Consider the following 21,473-nt stretch of genomic DNA (forward strand, 5'->3'; position numbering starts at 1 on the left):
CTCAAATGTCCTCGCGCAGCGCGTAGGGCAGGGGCTTGAGCTGCAGCGCCACGGCCTGCGCGGCATCGGCGCGCTGGCCCTCGCCCAGGGCGGCGTGGGCCAGCAGGCGCTGCTCAGCCGAGCTGATCTGCATGGAGACAATGGCGTCCCAGCCCCCGCCGGGCGCCGGGGCGGCCTGGACCACGGTGCCGGTGGCCTGCTCCAGATCCTCGGGCGTGAAGACTTCCATGCCGGCTGACAGCGGCTGCTGGGCATGGGCGATGTAGGCGCGGCGCTTGAGCGTGCCCCGGAACTGGCTGCGGGCCATCACCTCCTGACCCGGGTAGCAGCCCTTCTTGAAATTCACGCCTTCCACCGATTCGTAGTTGAGCATCTGCGGCACGAAGGCATCGACCACGGGTGCCGACAGCGTGGCGATGCCGCTGGCGACTTCGCTCCAGAGCCAATCGGCCTCACTGAGTGCGGGGCCTACGGGCAGGGGCGCACCGACAGGGGCCACGCGCAGGGCGCGCGGCTGGCCGGCGGCCGGGTACAGGGCGATCAGGCTGGCGTCGCCGTCATCGGTCTTGGTCCAGGGCACGGCTGCCGGGCCCAGGGCCTGTACGGCGGCATCGCCAGCCAGCCCGTGGAGCGTGAATTCGGCCGTGGCATCGCTGAGCTTGCACTTGGCGCGCAGCACGAACATGGACAGGCGCTTGAGCGTGGGTGCCAGCAGGCTGCGGTCGCAGACCAGCAAAATCTCGTCCTTGCTGCGCTTGAAGCCGATGAAGCTGGCCAGCATGCGGCCCTTGGCCGTGCAGAACGCCGCCAGACGCGCATGCTGCAGATCGAGCAGCGCAAAGTCGTTGGTCAGCTGGCCATGCAGGAATGGGGCGGCGTCTTCGCCGAGGGCGCGTATCACGCCGAGATGGGAAACGGGGGCGATGCCGTTCAGTAAAGGCTGGGTCATGGCTGAATTATGATCAGCCGCTCTATTGCTTGCTTGGACCGAGGTTGTGCGCTTTATCTTTCGCGCTTTGATGATGCTGCTGGTGCTGGCAGCCGTGCTGGCCGGTGCCGGCTGGTGGTGGCTGAACCAGCCCCTGCCGCTGTCCCAGCCCACGCTGGAGCTGGAGGTCGAACCCGGCACCACGCCGCGCGGCGTCGCCCGCGAAGTGGTCAAGGCCGGGGTGCAGACCGATGCGCGGCTGCTGTATGCCTGGTTCCGCGTCTCGGGGCAGGACCGGCAGATCAAGGCCGGCAACTATGAACTGACCACGGGCCTGACCCCCTATGTGCTGCTGCAAAAGCTCGCGCGTGGCGAGGAATCGCTCAAGGCGCTGACCCTGGTCGAGGGCTGGAACTGGCGCCAGGTGCGCGCAGCCCTGGCCCGCGAGGAATTCCTGCGCCAGGAAAGCGCGGGCATGGACGATGCGGCCCTGATGCAGGCCCTGGGCCGTCCCGGGGTGGCGCCGGAGGGCCGGTTCTTCCCCGATACCTATACCTATGCCAAGGGCAGCTCCGACCTGGCCGTGCTGCGCCGGGCCCTGCATGCCATGGACCGGCGCCTGGCCGATGTCTGGGCGCTGCGCTCGGCCGACACGCCACTCAAGAGCCCCGACGAGGCCCTGACCCTGGCCAGCATCGTCGAGAAGGAAACCGGCCGCGCGGCCGACCGTGCCCAGATCGCAGGCGTGTTCACCAACCGCCTGCGCATCGGCATGCTGCTGCAGACCGATCCCACCGTGATCTACGGCCTGGGCGAGAAATTCGACGGCAACCTGCGCCGCCGCGACCTGCAGACCGACACGCCCTGGAACACCTACACCCGCGCGGGCCTGCCGCCCACGCCCATCGCCATGCCCGGCAAGGCCGCCCTCATGGCCGCCGTGCAGCCCAGCCAGACCAAGGCGCTGTATTTCGTGGCGCGCGGAGACGGCACCAGCCATTTCAGTGCCTCGCTGGACGAGCACAACCGCGCCGTCAACCGCTACCAGCGCGGCCAGCAAAAGCCCTGAGCAAAAGCCCTGACATATTCCCCAGGGCTGCTGCGCTCTGCGCAGCGCTTGCGTATCCTCTCTTTCCATATGACCACTGCAACCCCCGCCGGCCTGTTCATCAGCTTCGAAGGCATCGATGGCGCCGGCAAGTCCTCGCACATCGCGTCGCTGGCCCAGGCTTTCCGTGACCAGGGCCGCACGGTGACGCTCACGCGCGAGCCCGGCGGCACGCCGCTGGCCGAAAAGCTGCGCGCGCTGATGCTGCACGACGCCATGGACCCGCTGACCGAGGCGCTGATCGCCTTTGCCGCGCGACGCGACCACCTGGTGCAGGTGATCGAGCCCGCGTTGGCGCGCGGCGAGGTCGTGCTCTGCGACCGCTTCACTGATGCCACCTTTGCCTACCAGGGCGCAGGCCGTGGCTTCGACCTGCAGCCGCTGGCCACGCTGGAGCGCATGGTGCAGACGGGCACCGCCCCCCAGCCCGATCTGCTGCGCGAGCCCCACCTGACGCTCTGGTTCGACCTGCCCGCCGAGGTGGCCGCCGAGCGCCTGGCCTCGGCCCGCGTGCCGGACCGCTTCGAGTCCGAACCCGGCAGCTTCTTCGCCCGCGTGGCCCAGGGCTATGCGTCGCGCGCTGCAGCAGCGCCCCAGCGCTTTGCCCGCATCGACTCCAACGCCAGCCGGCATGCGGTCTGGCAGCAGATCACGCAGGTCATGGTGCGCCGGGGCTGGCTGGCCATCATGGTCGGCGGCCAGGGAGGTGCGGCATGAACGAAGCCCTGCCACAGCCGGCCGAGACCGACACCTCCTGGATTGCCGAACAGCGCACACGCCTGCTCGCACAGCGCGGCCATGCCTGGCTGCTGCAGGGGCCTTCGGGCCTGGGGCAGTACGCGCTGTCGCTGTCACTGGTGCGTGCCTGGCTGTGCGAGTCGCCGTCGCCGCAGGGCGCCTGCGGCCACTGCGGCAGCTGCCATGCCATCGACGTGCGCGCCCATGCCGACCTGTGCGTGCTCATGCCTGAGGTGCAGATGATGGCGCTGGGCTGGCCCCTGCCCGAGAAGGCCCAGGCCGACATCGACGACAAGAAGCGCAAGCCCAGCAAGGAAATCCGTGTCGAGGCCATGCGCGACGCCGTGGAGTTCTGCCAGCGCACCAGTGCGCGCGGGCGCGGCAAGGCCGTGCTGGTCTATCCGGCCGAGCAGATGAATGCCATCACGGCCAATGCGCTGCTCAAGACGCTGGAGGAGCCGCCAGGCGATGCGCGTTTCGTGCTCGCCAGCGAGGCATCGCACCAGCTGCTGCCCACCATTCGCAGCCGTTGCCTGATCCACACCATGGCCTGGCCGGATCAGCAAGAGGCCCTTTCCTGGCTGGACACGCAGGGCGTGCCCCCTGAAGCGGCCGCCGTGGCGCTGCGCGCAGCAGGCGGGCGGCCCGGCGATGCACTGGCATTGGCGCAAAGCGGTGGCGGCAGCGACATGGCGTCGTGGTCACAGCTGCCGCGTGCGCTGGCCAAGGGCGATGTGGCGGCCCTGGCCGCCTACGCGCCGCCCCATGCCGTGGAGGCCTTGCAAAAGATCTGCCACGACCTGATGGCGCTGGCCGCAGGCGCCGCGCCGCGCTACTTCACGCCGGCCGACCTGCCTTCGCGGCCGCTGGACATGGGCCTGCTGGCCGAATGGTCGCGAACCCTGGCCCAGGCCGCGCGCACGGCCGACCATCCCTTCAACGCAGGCCTCATGGCAGAAGCCCTGGCCGCAGAGGCGCGGCGCGTGCTCATGTCCGGCCAGCCTGCCCGCCAGCGCCGGGCATGAAGGGCGGGGCACGGGAGAACATGGCCAGGCGCTTTTCGCCACATGAAAGCCCGGCCTGTTAACCTACGGCCCTGGGCCCGGTGCCGATTGCGCCGGCCGCTCACCGAACCAATGTCTGCAAACCATCCATGAGCACCGCACCCTCCACACCCCGTCCCAGCGTGATGCAACTGGCGATCAAGGAAAAGGCCGCGCTGTACGCCGCCTACATTCCCATGTTCGCAGAAGGGGGCGTTTTCGTGCCCACGCAGCGTGAGTACCGTCTTGGCGATGATGTCTACGTGCTGCTGACCCTGCCCGACGAGCCCCAGCGCTATCCCGTGGCCGGTCGCGTGGCGTGGATCACGCCCGCACGCGCCTCGGGCAACCGCACGCAGGGCATAGGCATACAGTTTCCCAAGGACGAGAAATCCGCCGAGCTCAAGGCCAAGATCGAGAACATCCTGGGCGCGGCGCTGAGCTCGGACAAGGCCACGCAGACGGTCTGATGGCTGCACCTGTTTCAGGTGCACCTGCCTGCCATGCATGCCGACAGGGAGGACAGCTCCCGGGTCGGCATGGCTGTTTCTGAACCACGAGATTCCATGTTTACCGATTCCCACTGCCATCTGAACTTCCCCGAGCTGCAAAGCCGCCTGCCCGAGATCCGCGAGGCCATGGCGGCCGCGCGTGTCACCCGCGCGCTGTGCATCTGCACCACGATGGAGGAGTTCGGCGATGTGCACCAGCTGGCGCTGGACCACGACAATTTCTGGGCCACCGTGGGCGTGCACCCCGACACCGAACACATGACCGAGCCCAGCGTGGGCGACCTGGTGGAGCGCGCCGCGCTGGCGCGCGTGGTCGCCATCGGCGAGACGGGCCTGGACTACTACGGCATGGAAGACCGCAAGGGCGGCCGCACCATTGCCGACCTGGAGTGGCAGCGCGAGCGCTTTCGCGTGCACATCCGCGCGGCGCGCCAGACGCAAAAGCCCCTGGTCATCCACACCCGCAGTGCCTCGGACCACACGCTGGCCATCCTGCGCGAAGAAGGCGAGGACGGCTCGGCAGGCCAGGCCGGCGGTGTCTTCCACTGCTTCACCGAGACCATGGAGGTCGCGCGCGCGGCGCTGGACCTGGGCTACTACATCTCGATGTCGGGCATCGTCACCTTCAAGAACGCCCAGCACCTGCGCGACGTGGCCGCCTTCGTGCCGGCCGACCGCCTGCTGATCGAGACCGACAGCCCCTATCTGGCGCCCGTTCCCTATCGCGGCAAGACCAACAATCCGTCGTATGTGCCGTACGTGGCCCAGCAGATTGCACAGGTGCGCGGCATTCCGGTCGAGGAGGTGGCGGCCCTGACCAGTGCCAACTTCGATCAGCTTTTCAAGGGGGTTGTCGCATGAGACTGAATGCTGCGGCCGTCGGCCGCGTGGACCGTCGCCGCTGGCTGGCCCGGGCCGGCCGCGCCCTGACGGCCGTGGCTGCAGCCGGTGCCGGGCTGGCGCATGCCAGCCAGTACGACGACTACGTGCGTGCCATCGTCAGCGACAACGAGCGCGCCATGGTCAACCTGATCTTTCGCGGCTTCGATCCCAACACGCGCGACACCCGCGGCCGCCCGGGTCTGGTTGCGGCCCTGCACCAGGGCTCACTGGGCGTCTTCGACGTGCTGCTCAAGTCCCCCGGCATCAAGGTGAACGAAGCCTCGCAGCAGGGCGAAACGCCGCTGATGATGGCCTGCATCAAGGGCCACCTGGACCTGGCCAAGGAACTCATACGCCGGGGCGCCGATGTCAACCGCCCCGGCTGGACACCGCTGCACTACGCCACCTCGGCCGACCTGCCCCAAACGCTGGACATCATCAAGCTGCTGCTGGACAAAAGCGCCTACATCGACGCCGAATCGCCCAACGGCACCACGCCGCTGATGCTGGCTGCCCAGTACAGCAGCGAAGCCGTGGTGGACCTGCTCATCGCCGAAGGCGCCGACGTCATCCTGCGCAACCAGCGCGGCTTCACCGCCGCCGACTTCGCCAGGCAGGTGGACCGCCAATACATGGTCGACAAACTCACCAAGGCCATCAAGGCCGAACGCAAGACCCAGCCCTCGCGCGGGAGCTGGTAGCCGCCAGCTGCAAGCCGCAAGCGAAAGCGGCATGGCCGCCCCCAATCCTGTCCGCTCAGGTGGCGTGGTTCCTGCTCAACCTGGCATACAGCCCGTCGCGCGCCAGCAGTTCGGCATGCGTGCCTTGCTCGGCGATGCGGCCGCGCTCCATCACCACCACACGGTCGGCATGCTCGATGGTGGACAGCCGGTGGGCGATGACCAGGGTCGTGCGGCCCTGCATCAGCCGTGTCAGCGCCTCCTGCACCAGGCGCTCGGATTCGTTGTCCAGTGCTGAGGTGGCCTCGTCCAGAATCAGGACCGGCGCATCCTTGTACAGCGCCCGCGCAATCGCCAGCCGCTGGCGCTGGCCGCCGGACAGCTGGCTGGCGTTGTGGCCCACCACCGTTTGCAGGCCCTGGGGCAGGCCGCGCACGTGCGAGCCCAGGTTGGCGGCGTCCAGCGCCGCCCACAGCAGTGCCTCGTCTTCCACGCCACCCAGCGCCACATTGGCGGCAATGGTGTCGTTGAACATCACCACATCCTGGCTGACCATGGCGAACTGCTGGCGCAGGGCGGCCAGATCCCATTCGGGCAGGGGGGTGCCGTCCAGCAGCAACTGCCCATCCGTGGGCTGCAGAAAGCGCGGCAGCAGGTTCACCAGCGTGGTCTTGCCGGCGCCGGACGGCCCCACCAGGGCCACCACCTCGCCGGGGCGCACGCGCAGGTCCACATGGCTCAGGGCGGGCGCCTTGTCCTCGCCAAACTGCACGGACACGTCGCGCAGCTCGATCTCGCCACGCGCCTTGCCGGGCACCTGGGTGCCGCCGGTCTCGTCGCCCGAGCCCTCCAGCAGATGCAGGCCGCGCTCCAGCGCCGCCACGCCGCGCGTGATGGGGTTGGCCACATCGGCCAGGCGGCGAATGGGGGCAATCAGCATCAGCATGGCCGTGATGAAGGCCGCGAAGCTGCCCACCGTCACATCCTGCACATTGGCCGCGGCGGCGCCCGTGCCCCGGCTTTGCCACAGTGCGATGCAGATCACGGCCGACAGGGCAGCAGCGGCCAGCAGTTGGGTCAGCGGTGTCATCGCGGCAGAGGCGATGGTGGCCTTGATGGCCAGCTTGCGCAGTTGCCCGCTCAGGCCGCCAAAGCGCTTTTGCTGGCCCTGCTGCGCGCCATGCAGGCGCACCATGCGGTGGGCCAGCACGTTCTCCTCCACCACATAGGCCAGGGAGTCCGTGGCCTCCTGGCTGATCTTGGTGATGCGGTACAGGCGGCGCGACAGCGTCTTCATGATCCAGGCCACGCCCGGCACCACGGCGGCCACCACCAGCGTCAGCTGCCAGTTCAGATACAGCAGGTAGCCCAGCAGCGCCACCAGGGTGAAGCCATCGCGCGAGATGCCCAGCATGGCCTGCACCAGCAGGGTGGAGCCGGTCTGCACCTCATAGACCACGGTGTTGGACAGCGATGAGGCCGACTGGCGCGAGAACAAGGCCATGTCGGCCGCCAGCAGCCGCTCGAACAGGCGCCTGCGCAGCGCCAGCATGCCCTCGTTGGCAATGCGCGCCAGCGCGTACTGGCCCACGAACTGCGACAGGCCCCGCACCAGGAACACGCCGATGATGGCCAGCGGCACCGACCACAGGGGCAGCGTGCCGTCGGTGAAGCCGCTGTCCAGCAGCGGCTGCAGCAATGCCGGTATCAACGGCTCGGTGACCGCACCCACCAGCGTGGCGGCCACGGCCATCGTCCAGGCCAGGCGCTGACCACCAAAATAGGGGGACAGGCGCTTCAGGCGCTGCGACAGGGTCAGGGTGCTGGCGAGATCATGGGCCGCCGGTGCGGCGGACGGCGCAGGGGCCGGCGGCGGTGAGGATGGTGCGTGCATGAAGCGCGGATTTTACGGCGGGCTTGCCTGGGGCTGCCCCATGGGGAACCGATGCGGCTGGCGGGGATCGACAAAGCCTGGGCCGACAGACCCTACAGTGCACGTTCTTACATCGTGACGCATCCAGTGTGTGTAACATTCGCACCTGTGCAAGTACCGGGGTCTTCCCGTAGATATTGATGAATGCCAATGACTATTGACCGACTCCTTTCTCCTTCCTCCCTGGCGGCCGTGCCGCGCCCTTCGCGCCGAACCCTGCTGGCCGCTCTTGCCTCCACTCCTGCAATTCCCGCGCTGGCCCAGTTCCGCGTCGAAGTGACGGGCGTGGGCCTGACCCAGTTGCCCATCGCCATTGCAGCATTCAAGGGAGAAGGGCAGGCGCCCCAGAAGATCTCGGCCATCATCCAGGCCGACCTGGAGCGCAGCGGTCAGTTCCGCGCCGTGGACACGGCCGGCGTGCAACTCGATGAAACCTCGCGCCCCGATGTCGCCATGTGGCGCCAGAAAAGCGCAGATTCCCTGGCCGTGGGCAGCATCACGCGCCTGGCCGATGGCCGCTACGACGTGCGGTTTCGCCTCTGGGACGTGGTCAAGGGCCAGGACCTGGGCGGCCAGGGCTTTGCCGTCACCACCGGCGACCTGCGCCTGGTGGCCCACCGCATCTCCGACTACATCTACGAGAAACTCACGGGCGAGAAAGGCGTGTTCTCCACACGCATCGCCTACGTGACCAAGGCAGGAAGCAACTACCGCCTGTGGGTGGCCGATGCCGATGGCGAGAACGCGCAGTCCGCCCTGTCCAGCCCGGAACCCATCATCTCGCCCGCCTGGTCGCCCACCGGCACCCAGCTGGCCTATGTGTCCTTCGAGTCGCGCAAGCCCGTGGTCTATGTGCACGATGTGGCCAGCGGCCGCCGTCGCCTGGTCGCCAACTTCCGGGGCTCCAACAGCGCGCCGGCCTGGGCTCCCGATGGCAACTCGCTGGCCGTCACGCTCAGCCGTGATGGTGGTTCGCAGCTGTACCTGATCAGCGCCCAGGGCGGCGAGCCCCGCCGCCTGATGCAAAGCAGCGGCATCGACACCGAGCCGAACTTCTCCAGCGACGGCCGCTCCATCTACTTCGTCAGCGACCGTGGCGGCGCCCCGCAGATCTACAAGGTGCCGGCTTCCGGCGGCAGCGCGGAGCGCGTCACCTTCACCGGCAACTACAACATCTCGCCCAGTGTCAGCCCCGATGGAAAGTGGCTTGCGTACATCTCGCGCGTGGGCGGCGGCTTCAAGCTCCACGTCATGGACCTGGGCACCGGCACCGTGAATGCCATCACCGACACCACGGCGGACGAAAGCCCCAGCTTCGCTCCCAACAGCCGCCTGATCGTCTACGCCACGCTGCAGCAGGGCCGCGAGTCCCTGATGACCACCACGCTGGACGGCAAGATCAAGGCGCGGCTGGCAGGGCAGGGCGGAGACATCCGCGAGCCCGACTGGGGTCCGTTCCAGCGCCAGTGATAGCCCGGCTTCCTCGATTTCTTTTCAGTCAACAAGTCAACTCAGCACGAAGTCCATCCGGACATACGGAGATTTTTCATGATCACCATCAAACGACTTTCCCTGGCACTTGCAGTCACCGCACTCATGGCAGGTTGCAGCTCGGGCGTCAAGCTCGACGAAACCCCGGTCACCGACGCGGGCGCCTCCAGCACGGGCCAGGGCAGCGGTGCCGGCACCGGCAGCACCTCGCAAAGCGGCATCTCGGGCGTGGACCTGACCGGCTCGGCTGCCGACAAGGCAGGTCCCCAGGGCGTCAGCCGCATCGTCTACTTCGACTTCGACAGCTACGTCGTCAAGGCCGACGCCCAGCCCCAGATCGAAGCCCATGCACGCTTCCTGAAGGCGTCTTCTGCACGCAAGGTCCAGATCGAAGGCCATACCGACGAGCGCGGCGGCCGCGAATACAACCTGGCCCTGGGCCAAAAGCGCGCCGAAGCCGTGCGCCGCTCGCTGGGCCTGCTGGGCGTGAGCGACGCGCAGATGGAAGCCGTGAGCTACGGCAAGGAAAAGCCTGCCTCCGAAGGCCATTCCGAAGACGCCTACGCGCAAAACCGCCGCGCTGAACTGTCCTACCGTTGATGAACATGCAGCGCTCCCCGATCCTGCATCGCACCGCGCTGCGCACGCTGCTGGCTGCCGGCCTGATGGCCGGCTACGCCGCCAGCGGCCATGCCGCGCTGTTCGGCGATGACGAGGCGCGCCGCGCCATCCTCGAAATGCGCCAGCGTGTCGACAGCATGCAGCAGTCGCAGCAGCGCATGACCGAGGAAAGCGCGCAAACGCGCCGTGGCCTGCTCGAACTGCAGTCGCAGATCGAGCAGCTCAAGTCCGAGCAAGCCAAGCTGCGCGGCCAGAACGAGCAGCTGCTGCGCGATGTGGCCGAGCTGCAGCGCGGCCAGCGCGACATCGCCAAGGGCGTGGACGAGCGCCTGCGCCAGTTCGAGCCGGTCACGGTGACGGTGGACGGCCAGGAATTCGCGGCCGACCCGGCAGAGAAGCGCGACTTCGAAGCCGCGCTGGCGCAGTTCCGCGCAGGCAGCTTTGCCGAAGCCGGCACGGCATTCTCGTCCTTCCTGAACCAGTGGCCCAAGAGCGGCTACGTGCCCTCGGCACGCTTTTGGCTGGGCAACGCGCAGTACGCCAATCGCAACTACAAGGACGCGATCTCCAACTTCCGCGCGCTGCTGGCGGCAGCCCCCATGCATGGCCGGGCGCCGGAGGCGGCGCTGTCCATCGCCAACTGCCAGATCGAGATGAAGGACACCAAGGGCGCGCGCAAGACGCTGGAAGACCTGATCAAGGCCTATCCCAACGCCGAAGCCGCAGCCGCGGCCAAGAACCGTCTCGCCAGTCTCAAGTGATGAACGACACGGTCTCTTCATCCCTTCCGGGAGAAGACAAGACAGCGCCTGAAGCAGGCGCTGTTTTTTCTGATGCCGACCTGCAGCGCCGCTTCGGCGGCCTGGAGCGCTTGTATGGCGTGCCGGGCGCCGCGCGCATCCGCGCCGCACACGTCGTCGTGGTGGGCATCGGCGGCGTGGGTTCGTGGACCGCCGAGGCGCTGGCGCGCAGCGGTGTGGGCGAGCTCACACTCATCGACATGGACCATGTCGCCGAGTCCAACATCAACCGCCAGATTCACGCGCTCTCCACCACCGTGGGCCAGGCCAAGATCGAAGCCATGCGCGAGCGCATTGCCCAGATCAACCCGGCCTGCCGCGTGCACTGCATCGACGACTTCGTGGATCCGGACAACTGGCTGCGCCTGCTGCCCCAGAACGCGGACGCCGTCATCGACGCCTGTGACCAGGTCAAGGCCAAGACTGCCATGGCCGCCCATGCGCGCGCCACGCGCCAGTGCTTCATTTCGGTCGGAGCGGCCGGCGGCAAGCGCCTGGCGCACAAGGTGGACATCGAAGACCTCAGCGCCACCACGCACGACCCTTTGCTGGCCCAACTGCGCTACCGCCTGCGCCGCGAGCATGGCGCACCCAAGGAAGGCAAGCGCATCGGCATCGCCTGCGTCTTCAGCCGCGAGGCCGTCGCCCCGCCCGATGCCTCTTGCGCCATCGAAGGCGACGGCACGCTCAACTGCCACGGCTACGGCTCGGTGGTAACCGTCACCGCCACCTTCGGCCAATGCGCCGCAGGCTGGATCATCGATCAACTGAGCCGCATCAAGAATTGAGGCGTAAAATTTGGTGCTAGAATCTATGTCTTCGCTGAGCAGCATCTGATGCATGCAAAGCGTGGTTCGGGTCTTTAGCTCAGTCGGTAGAGCAGCGGACTTTTAATCCGTTGGTCGCGAGTTCGAATCTCGCAGGACCCACCAAATAAACACCAATGAAATCAAGCCCTTACGCCACAAGCGTAAGGGCTTTTTTCTTGTCGTCGGGGGTCTGCTCTGACCAAAACATGACCGCGTTTGCGTACTGGGCCAGATGCTCCGGCGCCAGGTGGGCATATTTCTTCACCATCTCCAGCGTCTTCCAGCCTCCCAGCTCCTTCAGCACGAAGAGGGGCGTGCCGGATTGGACATGCCAGCTGGCCCAGGTGTGCCGCAAGTCATGGAAGCGGAAATTTTCGACACCGGCAGCGGCGAAGGCCCGGGCAAGAATTCGCGCATCGACCTGCTTCACAGGTGCCCCGGTAGGCCGCGTGAAGACATTGACGCCTTTGGGGCGCGCGTTCAGCACGTCGAGCGCTTCGCTGTTGAGCGGAACCACTCGCGCGGAACCCGACTTGGAGGCGTCGGCGCTGACCCAAGCCGTCGAGCGCTTGAGGTCCACCTTATCCCAGGTCAGCGTGAGGATCTCTGCGCTTCGCATGCCAGTGGCAAGGGCGAAGCGGCAGATGTCCCGCATCCAGTCCTGAGACAAGGCCATGATGAAGGCGCGTGCCTGCTGGCGGGTCAGGAACCGAATTCGAACCGCAGGCTCCCGGTAGTTGCTGAGAATGGGCGCACGGCCCAACCACTGCATCTTCTCGCACATGTTGAGCAGGGTTCGCAGGGTAGCGATGTACCGGTTCTTGGTGCTCTGTGACGTGGGCCGCTGCACCGTTGAGCCGTGGCGCACGAAGTGCGTGGGCAGGTTGTCAAGGATGACGTCGCTTGTTAAAGAGCTGATGGGCCTGCCGCCGAAGACGGTGCGCCAATACGCGACGTGCCGAACCTTGGTGTCGTAGTCGCTCTGTCCAGCAGAGGCGCGGAGGAATTGAACGGCAGCTTCCTCGAAAAGCCGCTGCGGCTGCTCCCCCAGCTTGTCCTGCCTCCACATCTCCGCTTTCAGGCGGTCGTGGTACTCCTGAGCTGCCTTGCGCTCGGTCGTTTTAGAAGATCGTCTAACTCTTTCGCCGCTTGGCGTGCGTAGATCGATCCACCAGATTCCGGAAGTTTGATCTTTGCGGATGGGCATTCACTATCCTGGTTCCGCAACGATAGCCGGGTGACATTGTTGCGAGGTTTGTTGAGAGCAGCAAGGGCGGATGGCCAGATGCGCCATATGCGCGATCCGGGTAGGCGAAAGGCGATCTCATGCCGCCTTTCGAAGATGGTTCCGTAGGAAACCTGCAGTCGTTCGGCTGCCTGTTTTAGGGTGAGCGCGGTTTCACTCATTCGGCATCGCGGCCAGTTCCGGTGCCTGTGCCTGGTGGGCGTTGGGCGACGCAGGTGCTTTCGAGCGCAGCTGCTCCGCCAGTGTTTCCAACTGCTCGAAGGTGAAGCACATGCCGCGAATGGCGCGCGTCGGCCCGGGTGTGTGAAAGGTGCCGCCGCACTGCTGTGCCAGCAGCACCAGAGGTGTGTTGATCATCGTCATCGGAGGCTCCAGATCAGGCAGGGAAGGGTTCGACGCGGCGTGAGGGAGTCGGGTAGTACAGCTGTCCGCCGACGCGGCTGGGCAGCGTGAAGGCGCACATGCGCGAGGCCGGCAGGCCTGGATGCGGTTTCAGCTCCGTGCCCTGGTAGCAGTTGCTGGGAGGGGTGTAGGGCTTCTGGGGTGTGGTCTTGGACATGTCGATGCCGAAATGAAGCGGCCCGCACTGGGCGGGCCATGGAGCAGAGATGGGGGAGGCCGCCTGGGCAGCCGGATGTATTCAGTCGAAAAGGTCGCCTGGCGCGCGCAGCAACGCAGTGGTGCATGCGTGGTTGAGCCAAAGCACTTCTACGCGCTCGCGTCCGCCGTCGGCCAGGGCCGCCCGCTCGCGCACTTCCCACCCGTCATACAGCTCGGTGTACAGGTCGCAGTGGTATCCAGAAACGATCACCATACCCTGCAGCTCGTTGAGGGTGCCCGCGAGCCGGCGGTGGTCCTCGTCGGTCATCTCGTGGCGGTAGCCTTTTCCTGGGCGCACCACATGCGCCGAGCGCGTTTCGTGGACATAGGGCGGGTCGCAGTAGTGCAAAGTCTGCGGGCTGTCGTGCTGCAGCATCAAGTCGATAGCGTCGCGGTTCTCGATCACGACGCCCTGCAGCCGTTCGCAGAAGGTGGCCACTGCCGCCGGGTAGTTGGCCCAGTCGCGTGCCGGATGGCCTGATTGCCTATTTCCGTTCGCTCGGAATCCGCTCTTTGTGCCGCTGGCAGAGCAACTGCCGAAGCCCATGAACGAACGGGACACGGTGCGCCGCGCCTGTTCGATCACGTCTTCGGTGTGCTCGTAGGCCAGGGCGAATTCCTCGCGCGCGAACGGTGTGAACTGCAGGGCCACCGCGAGCTGCTGGGACAGATCGGTATCGCGCAACACCTCGAAAAGGCTGACGATTTCCCGGTCCAGGTCGTTGTAGACCTCGACCAGCGCGGCGCGTGGTTTGCGCAGCAGCACGCTCGCCGCGCCGCCGAACGGCTCCGTGTAGATGCGGTGTTTGGGAAAGTGCTCAATGATCCACGGGGCGAGTCGGTACTTGCCGCCGTGGTAGCGAAGAGCGGGGCGTTTGATTTGGTTCATATTGAGACTGGCAAGTCACTCGCACAGGCCGTAGGCCGATGCGCATGTGGTTGGTTCGTCCAGGCCGGCCAGCAGGTCGTACTGCCGGCCGCCGCGCGTGGTCTTGGCCCACTCGATGCGGGACCAGATATGCAAGTCGGCGAAGACCTGGCGGCGGTCGGGCGCTGAATGAGAGTCGGTGAAGAAGGTTGAGAAGCCGCGCTTGCTGCACTGGCTCACCAGGTGTTCCCAGTCGCTGATGCGCAGGGGGTGCTCGGGCCAGCGCATGGAGATCTGCTGCAGTTCGTCTTTGCGACAGTTGATGCAGGGCATGCAGCCCACGCGGCTGGCTCCCTGCAGATAAAGCGGGTTCGGCTGGATGCTGCGGGCAGCGCAGAAGGCGAAGACATCAGCAGCAGTCCAGGCCACGAGCGGCCGGAAGGCCCGCAGACCGGGCCCGATGCGCTCGGCCAGCTTGGCCTGGCGCCGGGCCTCGGATTCGTCGCGGCGCACGCCCTGCCAGCTGATAACGCGATGCCCCTGCTCCTGCAGGCCCAGTTGGAACTCGACTGCTACATCCCGCTTGAGGGCTTCCGTGCAGAACTGGGCTTTGCGGCTTGGAAAGCGGCCCTTGAGCATGCACAAATCCAGGAATGGATTGCCGGAAGGGCGCAGGGCCGCCAGGGCGCGGCGCTTTGCCTTGTTGGTCCAGCGCACCTTGCGCCCGCGCTTGTCGCGCCGGTTGCGGCAGTCGCGGGCGATGAACATGCGGCGCACAGCAAAGCGCTCGGTAAAGTCCGCGCGCAGCCTGTGGATGGTCACGCCCAGTGCTTGCTCCAGATAGTCCAGGTAGTCATAGACGGCCTGGTGCTCGTTGCCCGTGTCGCAGAAGATGGGGACCACGCTGCCAGGCGGGCAGCGCTCCAGGGCGAGCAGCAGCACGGCTGTGCTGTCCTTGCCGCCAGATACGGAAATGACGTGCTTTGTCGCCATGGGGTGGGTTCCTCGGGGCGAGAAAAAGCCAGCTCGGTGGCTGGCTTTGGAAGGGGGAGGGGAGGTATCAGGACAGCGCCCATGCGCTGTGCTGATGCCTCCTTAGATGTGCGCATATGTAATGCGGCTTTGAATAATTTTTCGCTCGTTATCTAATGGGCTTCTCATTGGCAATTCGTCTCAAACAAGAGCGTTTCTGCAATTGAGATGCAGGAGCAAATCGCTATGGATATTCGAATACCTGAAGAGAAACTCAATGCAGTGAATTTATGGCATGCCAGCATGGTTATGCTTTCACGCCCCGGCGAAAAACTTGGGGTTCCGATTTACGAGGTGCCAGCGCTCGCTGCAATGAGTAGGTCCGTGCAACAGCCCTATCACCTGCTTGTGATTGAGGTCGACGACCCTGCGGATAAAGCAACGCAGAATCGCATACTCGCGAGCCTGCGCGAACTCGCCAATTAGGCTGGCGTCTGGGCAATCAGGAATGACGCGCGGTCCTTGCCGCTGATCCAGTTCGGAGGCTTGCCCCGGCCGGTCCAGGTCGCGCCAGTCTCGGGATCACGGAACTTGGGCGCGCCCACCGAGCCCTTCGCCTTGAAGCCGGAGGTGGGGAACACGTCTTGCTGGGTTAGTTGGTACTGCTGAATCAGGGCGCGGGCCTCTGCGACCGCGCCGGCCTTTTCGGTCTTCATCACTTCAGCGATGCGCGCCTCCAGTTCCGCCTTTTGCTGCAGCAGGGTCTTGTAGTCAGTCATCTTCGATTTCTCCAGTGGGTTTAGGAAAGTTGAAGCCCGTGTAACAGGGCCTTTAAGAATCAATTATCAATTGATAAACGCAGCCGCGAGCAGGAAGGCTCCGGCAAAGCCGGTGTTGTCGGCCGGCAGGCTCATGCCGGCGGCGCACAGAAGCACGCTGCGCAGGCTCATGGCTGGGCCTGGTAGCTGTCACGCACGTCGGTGATGTGCGCGATCAGGCCGTTGCAGAAAGCGGTGAAGCTGCTTTCCGGCATGTGCACTGCGCCACGCTCCTTGACGGTCTGCACGCCCACCGCGTTGGCTGTGATGGCGCTGACCTCGAGGATGCCCAGGCGGGCATTGATCTGGCCCAGCTTCAAGGTCTGGCCGCTGGCCACCAGCTCCTGCAGCTGCTGCTGGTCCAGCGCAGCCGGCTGGAGTGCGGCCGGTGGTTCGGGCTGCGGCGTAAGGATGGGCGCAATCTCCACCTCGACATGCAGATCTGGCTGCGTGGCCAGGTCGAAACCGATCAGTTCGGGCTGCGGCAGTGCCTCGTCGCTGGCGGCAGGCGCTGGCTCCGGGTGCGTGGCCGTGAATTCCGCGATGCACTGCGCGTAGTACGCCCGGGCCAGTTCCAGCTTCACGTCCATCTGCGCCTCCAGGGCGCGGTCGCGCTCGATGGCCCAGGTGGTCAGGCGCATGTGCTCCGGGATGTGCTCGACCAGGTGGAGGTGTTGCGGCTCGTGCTGGCCCAGCAGACCCTCTGGCGTGTTGACCATGGCGTAGTTGACCTCCCAGCGGTCCACGCCCCACAGGCGCATGTAGCCGCGCATCTGCCATGCATACAGCGAGTCCTCGCAGTCGCGCACGAATGCGGGGAAGGTTTGCAGACTCCACGAGCATTTCAGGTCGTGGCCGCAGCGGCGCACCAGGTCCACGGTGTCGGCTTCACCCGTGATCTGGCCGTCGCTGCGCCGCTCGATGTTCTTGACCAGGGCCAGTCCGCGCACACGGTTCAGCAGGGCCAGGCCTTCCGCTTCTACAGCCTTGCCCTTCTCGGTGTACTTGCTCGAAAAGTTGAAGTCCACGCCCCATATTTCCTGCCGCACCAGCTCGCGGATATAGGTCTTGGCGCCTTCGCTGAGCGTGCGCAGCTTGAGGTCTTCGAGCAGGGCCTTTTCCTGGTCTGTGCGCTCCTTCTTGGCCTGGATGGCCTCGACCTCGGGCGTGATCAGCGCGGGGTCGATGCTCGCGGGCGCGGTCATCAACCTGCCGATGCTCGAGCAGCGAAACAGGATGGGCCTCATGGCGCGCCTCTTGTGGCGGCAGCGTTGAAGGCGATGAGGCCGGCGCGGTCTTCGGTGAGGGCGGCACGGCCTTCGCGGCAGGCCTCGGCGAACTTGTCGGTACCGCGCACGCTGATGATGTAGTCCACCCAGCCCTGCGCATGCGCATTCAGTGGGGCAGCGGCGCCGCCTTGGCCGTCGTCGTCCTCGCCGGCCTCGGCCACGCCCGTGATCTGCTTGAGCGTGTGCCGCTGCAGGTAGGTCGTGGTGGAAATGATGGCCTGGATGGCGTTCTTGCCTCCGGTCTCGTCGGGTTGGGCCGTGAGCGAGATCTTTTCGCTGTGGCCTAGACGATGCCGCAGCTTGCAGGTCACGGTGATGTCGCGGCCGGCCTGGCTGGTTTCCCAGGACCGCGAGAAGCCGTGGGCGGACAGCTCCGGGCCCACGGCCTGCACCACGTCATCCAGTTCGGCGTGCATGTAGCTGGTGCGGCCCTTCATTGTGGTGAAGTCCACGGCCTTGCGCTTCATGATTCTGATGCCCTTGGCCTGGAAAGCGGCCAATGCTTCGTTGTAGGCCTTCTCTGCCTCTCGGCGCTCACCTCGCTCCCACAGATCCATCAATTTTTCGATCTGCTCGGGCGGCACGCCGCGCTCTTGCAGCGTCAGCAGGAAGTGCGCAGCAGGGGACATGACCAGGGCAGCGGGCGCGGCGTTTGCCGTTGGCATCAGGTCAATGGCTGCCGCTTCGGTGTTTGAAACAGCGTTCATGGGAACCTCGGAGGTTGCGGAAAAAGTAACGCCCGCAGCAGCGGGCGATGGTCGGCGCCGGCGTGGCGCTTGGTGGATGGGGCGGTCATTCCGGGTCTTCCGGATCGCCGCGCATTTCGCGGACGGCGGACAGGTAGCGGCGCCCGCCGGCAGGCCAAGCGCGGTCCAGTTTTTCCCCGGCCTCTTCAAGCAATTCGAGCAGCATGGGCACCTTCTCGGCGTCGGTGAGTTCGGATAGCTTCATGGCTTTTCGCGGTGGCATTCCACCTGCCTCTCGTCCAGCCATTCCGCATGCATGCCGGGGCACGCCAGCGCGCTGACGGTGGCGGGCGGCGCCTTGCCGGGCTCATCGTCCAGCGTTGCCTGCAGGCACAGCAGGCTGATGCCCAGCAGCATGGCAATCAGCCATGCAAGCGGCGGCGGGTTCGGAATTTCGTCACGTTGGTGCATGGTGGCTCCTCGATCAGTGGCGGTTTCGTTGAAGGTCTGCGATGTCTTCGCGGGCACGTTGGCGGGCATAGGCCCGCAGCCACTCGTCCATGGAATTGCCCATGACGGTCAGCTGCGGGTGCTCGGGATTCAGGCTCTGGCCCATGCGCTCGCTGGCGGCGGCGATCTGCTGGGCCAGCTCGTACTGCGCGGCCTGCAGGGCTTCCTGCACGAACTCGGCCGCGAATGGCGGGCCGTAGTAGTCGCGGACATAGGCGTCCAGCTCGACGTCTTCTGCCTCGGCGCGGTCTTCCTGTGCCGCGCGCTCGGCATCGGCCACGGAGGCCCAGCAGATAGAGGGGAGTCGTGCATTCATGTGGGCCTCCGGAAATGAAAAAGGCCCGCTAGCCATGAGGCTGCGGGCCTGAAAATCTGAGGATTGAAGGACTTACTCCATATTTCTGTACTGACGGAGAGTCCTTGTTGTTGGATGGTTCATGAACTGCGAGATCATCGATCTGGCTGCTCAAGGTTCAGTGTGTAGGAGTCACCAAAGCGTGGGTGGAAGCGGTTCAGTTTGCTGATGAAGTCGGGGTAGTCAGTAGACAATTTCATTGCCATGACAACTGACGCTAGGTGCTCCCGCAGCTTCGGATGGCCAACTTCTTGGGTGAGTCGTTGATGTAGTCGCGCCTTTTTTTCATCTTTGGCTGCTTGGCGCTTTAGCTCTTCAAGCAGGCCAGGAGCCAAGCGCTCATAAACGATGTCGTTAGTCAGCATGCCGAAGTACTGAGGGCGGAATTTTGGGTTCTCTGGGGGGTACTTCAATCCCCGCAGCCTGAACAAGTTCTCATAGAAATCGGCGGGGAAGGTGCGCACGTAGGGTTGGAGTTCCTTGGCGACAAAGGCTTCCAGAATCTTGGCAAGTGAGTCCTTGGCACGGTCCTTTTCGTAACCCGTAGCCTCATCGATCAAAGCGATGATGCCAACTCGAGCAAAGCCGCGAACCAAGATCTCGCATTGAATTGCAATGTTCTCGTAAGCGGGTGGCAGCCTGTTTGCTGCCCGAGCCGCCAGAACAGCTTCGCAAATGTCGGCCAGCACATCAGCTTGATAGCCGTATGTGATGCGCCCCGCATCTTGACGACGGAATTTGATTGGGTTCTTCAAAGACGCGACCAAGTCGTTTTTGCTGAACTCGACGATGGAAGAGTGGGCGGCAAAGCTCACCACACGCGAGTCCCCAGTGGCGGTAGAGCCGCGTGTGATTTTGAGCGCAGCAGTCAAGCCGCGCTCAGATAAAACTCGTGTCCCGTCTTCCAGCACGTAGCACGGGATCTTGACCTCGCCCAGCACAAGAGGATGGTCTTCAGATCCGTGTGTTGCCATCGGTAGCTTGGCATTCTCGGCTTTCGCTTTCGCTGCCTTGCTGGCTTGCGCACTCAGTTCTGTCTTAGACAGCTTTGCAGCCCGGGCGAGCCCTCCGGCGGCCTTCCCTTTGGTGTCTTTGGTTGCCATTCTGCGCCACCCAAAAAGTTGTGAAAGTGCTTGCATGATACATAAATGCAAGCAGATTTCAAATTTTGCGTGCATAAATTTACGATGCATGCGCCAGCATGCTGAGGCCCGGTTCGGGCTTATCTGGAAGCGTATGGGCGCGACTACCGTGAAACCAAAGCGGCCTCGGTTGGAAGCCGCTTTGGTTTCGCCCGTTCTTTCCGGGCCGTCAGCGCTTGCGCGCAGGGCTTTTCTGTTCTTGGCCTCCCTGTTTGCCTCACCTCATTGCCCGTCTACGGCGCTTGGCCGACTGGGCCTGGCAGGACTGCCAGAGCAGAGCAGTGGCCCATGCCCACTGGTGCGTTTGCCGGGATGCCCCGCAGGTGGGGCAAACATCGGCTGCAATTTTTGAAAGACCGGGGCTGGCCCGGCCAATGCCGTGGAGCCCGCCGGCAGCAAGATTGCTGCTGACGAGGCGAATTATCGGAACACCGAATTTTCTTGTCAATCGGAATTCCGAATTATTTTCGGAAATTTTCCGCGATCATGGATGGCTGTCATGGTGGATTGTTCGGTGCTCCGAAGAGGCAATCCTGGATTGCGCAACTGTGCGTTGCGCTCCGCAATCTAGGATTGCGCAACCTACGATTGCGGGTGACATACGTGTAACTGTCTGCCATACTGTTAAAAAACACAGTGCAGGAAGTTGAATGAAGTCGGAGCGGATGCAGGGGTTAGGTGCCCGGATCAAGAGCGCGCGTATGGCGCTGGGCATGAGCCAAGACTATGTGGCCAATTCCCTCGGTGGGACGAGGCAAGCGGTGTCGGCTTGGGAGAGAGGGATAGCTTCGCCTTCCGCAACTCAACTTGCAGAGCTGTCGGAGCTATTCTGTGTCTGTGCTCACGAGCTGCTGTTCGGCGATAGTTTTGCGAAAAGCGGCATCAGTGCTCTGATGGTGCGGAAGATCGAAGCTAAGCCTATACGCAAGCCAACGGCCGCGTTGGCTGATCAAAGGCCCTGGTCCACCAGCTTTTTGGCCGACTTCCTCACCGCTGGCGAGCGCGGGCCAGCTGCAGCTGTTCGACGCACTGATGGTGTGGAAGGGGATTTGGCGGCCTGATAGTTGTTGAACTCGTGGTTCAAGTCGATGAGCATTGCGTCGCGCTTTGCATCGTCGGGGAGGCCGCGAAAGAGCATCACAAGCTGGGCCTCCAGGCCGGTGAGCTGCGCAAAGTTTGTGACTTCTGGAGGCCCCTCGCCGTGTAGCAGGTACTCAGGGCGAAGTGCAAGGGCGTGACACAAACCAAGGAAGTGCGATGCGCGGGGCTCCTTGGTTTTTCCTTTCAGCAATTCGTTGAGCGCGGGTTGGCCCATCCCGGCCAGCTCCGCGAGTTCCTTCTGTTTGTAACCACGCTCAGCCATCCACCACTGTAGGCGGTCGCCAAAGGCAGCGAAGTCTGGAGGGGGCATCATAAGCTCAATCATCCATCCTTAAAAATTC

The 21,473-nt window shown here is 64.8% G+C and carries 27 protein-coding genes and 1 tRNA gene; 13 read left to right on the top strand and 15 right to left on the bottom strand.

Annotated elements, in window-relative coordinates; all coding sequences use genetic code 11:
• Window position 1: 1 nt before the first annotated feature.
• On the bottom strand, window positions 2–949 hold the full coding sequence (gene ygfZ / locus DTS01S_RS15030; protein WP_061287996.1) for a CAF17-like 4Fe-4S cluster assembly/insertion protein YgfZ: 948 nt from the start codon (window positions 947–949) through the stop codon (window positions 2–4).
• Window positions 950–995: 46 nt separating this feature from the next.
• Here ygfZ and mltG point away from each other — a divergent pair, with 46 nt between their 5' ends.
• From mltG to DTS01S_RS15060, 6 genes are all read left to right on the top strand, one after another.
• Window positions 996–1,997: an endolytic transglycosylase MltG gene (mltG, locus tag DTS01S_RS15035; RefSeq protein WP_016446816.1), complete on the top strand. Its 1,002-nt coding sequence runs from the start codon at window positions 996–998 to the stop codon at window positions 1,995–1,997.
• Window positions 1,998–2,066: 69 nt separating this feature from the next.
• The gene (tmk, locus tag DTS01S_RS15040) at window positions 2,067–2,753 is read left to right on the top strand and encodes a dTMP kinase (RefSeq protein WP_016452861.1); all 687 of its coding nucleotides are present in this window, start codon (window positions 2,067–2,069) and stop codon (window positions 2,751–2,753) included.
• Entirely contained in the window at window positions 2,750–3,799 is a 1,050-nt protein-coding gene (locus DTS01S_RS15045) for a DNA polymerase III subunit delta' (RefSeq protein WP_016446818.1), read from the top strand. The genes tmk and DTS01S_RS15045 overlap by 4 nt, the downstream gene beginning before the upstream one ends.
• 128 nt (window positions 3,800–3,927) lie before the next feature.
• Entirely contained in the window at window positions 3,928–4,287 is a 360-nt protein-coding gene (locus DTS01S_RS15050; RefSeq protein WP_016446819.1) for a PilZ domain-containing protein, read from the top strand.
• 96 nt (window positions 4,288–4,383) lie between these two features.
• Window positions 4,384–5,190, top strand: coding sequence for a TatD family hydrolase (locus DTS01S_RS15055; protein ID WP_017405546.1), 807 nt, complete (start codon window positions 4,384–4,386; stop codon window positions 5,188–5,190).
• A complete protein-coding gene (locus DTS01S_RS15060) occupies window positions 5,187–5,912 on the top strand; it encodes an ankyrin repeat domain-containing protein (RefSeq protein ID WP_016446821.1) in 726 nt (241 codons plus the stop codon). Before DTS01S_RS15055 ends, DTS01S_RS15060 begins: the two co-directional genes overlap by 4 nt.
• A gap of 55 nt (window positions 5,913–5,967) precedes the next feature.
• Here DTS01S_RS15060 and msbA read toward each other — a convergent pair whose 3' ends face one another.
• Entirely contained in the window at window positions 5,968–7,785 is a 1,818-nt protein-coding gene (gene msbA, locus DTS01S_RS15065; RefSeq protein ID WP_016452860.1) for a lipid A export permease/ATP-binding protein MsbA, read from the bottom strand.
• 189 nt (window positions 7,786–7,974) lie between these two features.
• On the opposite strand from msbA, the gene tolB reads away from it, so the two are divergent.
• The 5 genes from tolB to DTS01S_RS15090 all read left to right on the top strand — a co-directional run bounded on the left by tolB (window position 7,975) and on the right by DTS01S_RS15090 (window position 11,668).
• Window positions 7,975–9,294, top strand: a complete 1,320-nt coding sequence (gene tolB / locus DTS01S_RS15070) for a Tol-Pal system beta propeller repeat protein TolB (RefSeq protein WP_016446823.1) — start codon at window positions 7,975–7,977, stop codon at window positions 9,292–9,294.
• 78 nt (window positions 9,295–9,372) lie between these two features.
• Window positions 9,373–9,915: a peptidoglycan-associated lipoprotein Pal gene (gene pal, locus DTS01S_RS15075; protein WP_016446824.1), complete on the top strand. Its 543-nt coding sequence runs from the start codon at window positions 9,373–9,375 to the stop codon at window positions 9,913–9,915.
• On the top strand, window positions 9,915–10,697 hold the full coding sequence (gene ybgF / locus DTS01S_RS15080) for a tol-pal system protein YbgF (protein WP_017405548.1): 783 nt from the start codon (window positions 9,915–9,917) through the stop codon (window positions 10,695–10,697). Before pal ends, ybgF begins: the two co-directional genes overlap by 1 nt.
• The gene (locus DTS01S_RS15085) at window positions 10,697–11,524 is read left to right on the top strand and encodes a tRNA threonylcarbamoyladenosine dehydratase (protein WP_016446826.1); all 828 of its coding nucleotides are present in this window, start codon (window positions 10,697–10,699) and stop codon (window positions 11,522–11,524) included. Before ybgF ends, DTS01S_RS15085 begins: the two co-directional genes overlap by 1 nt.
• 68 nt (window positions 11,525–11,592) lie before the next feature.
• Window positions 11,593–11,668: transfer RNA gene (locus DTS01S_RS15090), tRNA-Lys, on the top strand.
• Window positions 11,669–11,693: 25 nt separating this feature from the next.
• Here the strand turns inward: DTS01S_RS15090 and DTS01S_RS15095 are convergent.
• The 5 genes from DTS01S_RS15095 to DTS01S_RS15115 form a co-directional block, all read right to left on the bottom strand.
• Window positions 11,694–12,752: a tyrosine-type recombinase/integrase gene (locus DTS01S_RS15095; RefSeq protein WP_061287997.1), complete on the bottom strand. Its 1,059-nt coding sequence runs from the start codon at window positions 12,750–12,752 to the stop codon at window positions 11,694–11,696.
• Window positions 12,753–12,944: 192 nt separating this feature from the next.
• The gene (locus DTS01S_RS15100; protein ID WP_061287998.1) at window positions 12,945–13,154 is read right to left on the bottom strand and encodes a hypothetical protein; all 210 of its coding nucleotides are present in this window, start codon (window positions 13,152–13,154) and stop codon (window positions 12,945–12,947) included.
• Between the two features lie 13 nt (window positions 13,155–13,167).
• Window positions 13,168–13,350 (bottom strand): hypothetical protein, encoded by a 183-nt coding sequence (locus tag DTS01S_RS15105; RefSeq protein ID WP_061287999.1) that lies wholly within the window; start codon window positions 13,348–13,350, stop codon window positions 13,168–13,170.
• An 81-nt stretch (window positions 13,351–13,431) separates the two neighbouring features.
• Entirely contained in the window at window positions 13,432–14,280 is an 849-nt protein-coding gene (locus tag DTS01S_RS15110) for a DNA adenine methylase (RefSeq protein ID WP_061288000.1), read from the bottom strand.
• Window positions 14,281–14,295: 15 nt separating this feature from the next.
• Entirely contained in the window at window positions 14,296–15,252 is a 957-nt protein-coding gene (locus DTS01S_RS15115; protein ID WP_061288001.1) for a phosphoadenosine phosphosulfate reductase domain-containing protein, read from the bottom strand.
• Window positions 15,253–15,459: 207 nt separating this feature from the next.
• On the opposite strand from DTS01S_RS15115, the gene DTS01S_RS15120 reads away from it, so the two are divergent.
• Window positions 15,460–15,717: a hypothetical protein gene (locus DTS01S_RS15120; RefSeq protein WP_061288002.1), complete on the top strand. Its 258-nt coding sequence runs from the start codon at window positions 15,460–15,462 to the stop codon at window positions 15,715–15,717.
• Here the strand turns inward: DTS01S_RS15120 and DTS01S_RS15125 are convergent.
• The 7 genes from DTS01S_RS15125 to DTS01S_RS15150 form a co-directional block, all read right to left on the bottom strand.
• Window positions 15,714–16,010: an H-NS histone family protein gene (locus DTS01S_RS15125; RefSeq protein ID WP_061288003.1), complete on the bottom strand. Its 297-nt coding sequence runs from the start codon at window positions 16,008–16,010 to the stop codon at window positions 15,714–15,716. The genes DTS01S_RS15120 and DTS01S_RS15125 overlap by 4 nt on opposite strands.
• 167 nt (window positions 16,011–16,177) lie before the next feature.
• Window positions 16,178–17,254 (bottom strand): hypothetical protein, encoded by a 1,077-nt coding sequence (locus DTS01S_RS15130; RefSeq protein WP_255247320.1) that lies wholly within the window; start codon window positions 17,252–17,254, stop codon window positions 16,178–16,180.
• Window positions 17,255–17,292: 38 nt separating this feature from the next.
• Window positions 17,293–18,045 (bottom strand): ERF family protein, encoded by a 753-nt coding sequence (locus DTS01S_RS15135; protein WP_061288005.1) that lies wholly within the window; start codon window positions 18,043–18,045, stop codon window positions 17,293–17,295.
• An 85-nt stretch (window positions 18,046–18,130) separates the two neighbouring features.
• Window positions 18,131–18,289, bottom strand: a complete 159-nt coding sequence (locus DTS01S_RS30890) for a hypothetical protein (protein WP_016452848.1) — start codon at window positions 18,287–18,289, stop codon at window positions 18,131–18,133.
• A complete protein-coding gene (locus DTS01S_RS15140) occupies window positions 18,286–18,495 on the bottom strand; it encodes a hypothetical protein (protein ID WP_061288006.1) in 210 nt (69 codons plus the stop codon). Before DTS01S_RS15140 ends, DTS01S_RS30890 begins: the two co-directional genes overlap by 4 nt.
• 13 nt (window positions 18,496–18,508) lie before the next feature.
• Complete coding sequence (locus DTS01S_RS15145; RefSeq protein ID WP_061288008.1) at window positions 18,509–18,850, bottom strand: hypothetical protein; 342 nt, start codon at window positions 18,848–18,850, stop codon at window positions 18,509–18,511.
• A 134-nt stretch (window positions 18,851–18,984) separates the two neighbouring features.
• A complete protein-coding gene (locus DTS01S_RS15150; RefSeq protein WP_254787999.1) occupies window positions 18,985–20,082 on the bottom strand; it encodes a P63C domain-containing protein in 1,098 nt (365 codons plus the stop codon).
• A 614-nt stretch (window positions 20,083–20,696) separates the two neighbouring features.
• On the opposite strand from DTS01S_RS15150, the gene DTS01S_RS31490 reads away from it, so the two are divergent.
• Window positions 20,697–21,092: a helix-turn-helix transcriptional regulator gene (locus tag DTS01S_RS31490; RefSeq protein WP_367889567.1), complete on the top strand. Its 396-nt coding sequence runs from the start codon at window positions 20,697–20,699 to the stop codon at window positions 21,090–21,092.
• Here DTS01S_RS31490 and DTS01S_RS15155 read toward each other — a convergent pair.
• Window positions 20,981–21,445, bottom strand: a complete 465-nt coding sequence (locus DTS01S_RS15155) for a helix-turn-helix domain-containing protein (RefSeq protein ID WP_169804694.1) — start codon at window positions 21,443–21,445, stop codon at window positions 20,981–20,983. The two genes, DTS01S_RS31490 and DTS01S_RS15155, sit on opposite strands and share 112 nt — an antisense overlap.
• Between the last annotated feature and the right edge of the window lie 28 nt (window positions 21,446–21,473).

It is taken from the genome of Delftia tsuruhatensis NBRC 16741 (assembly GCF_001571325.1).
GTDB classification, from domain to species: Bacteria; Pseudomonadota; Gammaproteobacteria; order Burkholderiales; family Burkholderiaceae_C; genus Comamonas; species Comamonas tsuruhatensis.

Bases quoted from the DNA above. Each gene is read 5' to 3' on its own strand.
- ygfZ (WP_061287996.1), bottom strand. From the start codon at position 949: ATGACCCAGCCTTTACTGAACGGCATCGCCCCCGTTTCCCATCTCGGC.
- tmk (WP_016452861.1), top strand. From the start codon at position 2,067: ATGACCACTGCAACCCCCGCCGGCCTGTTCATCAGCTTCGAAGGCATC.
- DTS01S_RS15045 (WP_016446818.1), top strand. From the start codon at position 2,750: ATGAACGAAGCCCTGCCACAGCCGGCCGAGACCGACACCTCCTGGATT.
- DTS01S_RS15050 (WP_016446819.1), top strand. From the start codon at position 3,928: ATGAGCACCGCACCCTCCACACCCCGTCCCAGCGTGATGCAACTGGCG.
- DTS01S_RS15055 (WP_017405546.1), top strand. From the start codon at position 4,384: ATGTTTACCGATTCCCACTGCCATCTGAACTTCCCCGAGCTGCAAAGC.
- DTS01S_RS15060 (WP_016446821.1), top strand. From the start codon at position 5,187: ATGAGACTGAATGCTGCGGCCGTCGGCCGCGTGGACCGTCGCCGCTGG.
- msbA (WP_016452860.1), bottom strand. From the start codon at position 7,785: ATGCACGCACCATCCTCACCGCCGCCGGCCCCTGCGCCGTCCGCCGCA.
- tolB (WP_016446823.1), top strand. From the start codon at position 7,975: ATGACTATTGACCGACTCCTTTCTCCTTCCTCCCTGGCGGCCGTGCCG.
- pal (WP_016446824.1), top strand. From the start codon at position 9,373: ATGATCACCATCAAACGACTTTCCCTGGCACTTGCAGTCACCGCACTC.
- ybgF (WP_017405548.1), top strand. From the start codon at position 9,915: ATGAACATGCAGCGCTCCCCGATCCTGCATCGCACCGCGCTGCGCACG.
- DTS01S_RS15085 (WP_016446826.1), top strand. From the start codon at position 10,697: ATGAACGACACGGTCTCTTCATCCCTTCCGGGAGAAGACAAGACAGCG.
- DTS01S_RS15095 (WP_061287997.1), bottom strand. From the start codon at position 12,752: ATGCCCATCCGCAAAGATCAAACTTCCGGAATCTGGTGGATCGATCTA.
- DTS01S_RS15100 (WP_061287998.1), bottom strand. From the start codon at position 13,154: ATGACGATGATCAACACACCTCTGGTGCTGCTGGCACAGCAGTGCGGC.
- DTS01S_RS15105 (WP_061287999.1), bottom strand. From the start codon at position 13,350: ATGTCCAAGACCACACCCCAGAAGCCCTACACCCCTCCCAGCAACTGC.
- DTS01S_RS15110 (WP_061288000.1), bottom strand. From the start codon at position 14,280: ATGAACCAAATCAAACGCCCCGCTCTTCGCTACCACGGCGGCAAGTAC.
- DTS01S_RS15115 (WP_061288001.1), bottom strand. From the start codon at position 15,252: ATGGCGACAAAGCACGTCATTTCCGTATCTGGCGGCAAGGACAGCACA.
- DTS01S_RS15120 (WP_061288002.1), top strand. From the start codon at position 15,460: ATGCAGGAGCAAATCGCTATGGATATTCGAATACCTGAAGAGAAACTC.
- DTS01S_RS15125 (WP_061288003.1), bottom strand. From the start codon at position 16,010: ATGACTGACTACAAGACCCTGCTGCAGCAAAAGGCGGAACTGGAGGCG.
- DTS01S_RS15130 (WP_255247320.1), bottom strand. From the start codon at position 17,254: ATGACCGCGCCCGCGAGCATCGACCCCGCGCTGATCACGCCCGAGGTC.
- DTS01S_RS15135 (WP_061288005.1), bottom strand. From the start codon at position 18,045: ATGAACGCTGTTTCAAACACCGAAGCGGCAGCCATTGACCTGATGCCA.
- DTS01S_RS30890 (WP_016452848.1), bottom strand. From the start codon at position 18,289: ATGAAGCTATCCGAACTCACCGACGCCGAGAAGGTGCCCATGCTGCTC.
- DTS01S_RS15140 (WP_061288006.1), bottom strand. From the start codon at position 18,495: ATGCACCAACGTGACGAAATTCCGAACCCGCCGCCGCTTGCATGGCTG.
- DTS01S_RS15145 (WP_061288008.1), bottom strand. From the start codon at position 18,850: ATGAATGCACGACTCCCCTCTATCTGCTGGGCCTCCGTGGCCGATGCC.
- DTS01S_RS15150 (WP_254787999.1), bottom strand. From the start codon at position 20,082: ATGCATCGTAAATTTATGCACGCAAAATTTGAAATCTGCTTGCATTTA.
- DTS01S_RS31490 (WP_367889567.1), top strand. From the start codon at position 20,697: ATGCAGGGGTTAGGTGCCCGGATCAAGAGCGCGCGTATGGCGCTGGGC.
- DTS01S_RS15155 (WP_169804694.1), bottom strand. From the start codon at position 21,445: ATGATGCCCCCTCCAGACTTCGCTGCCTTTGGCGACCGCCTACAGTGG.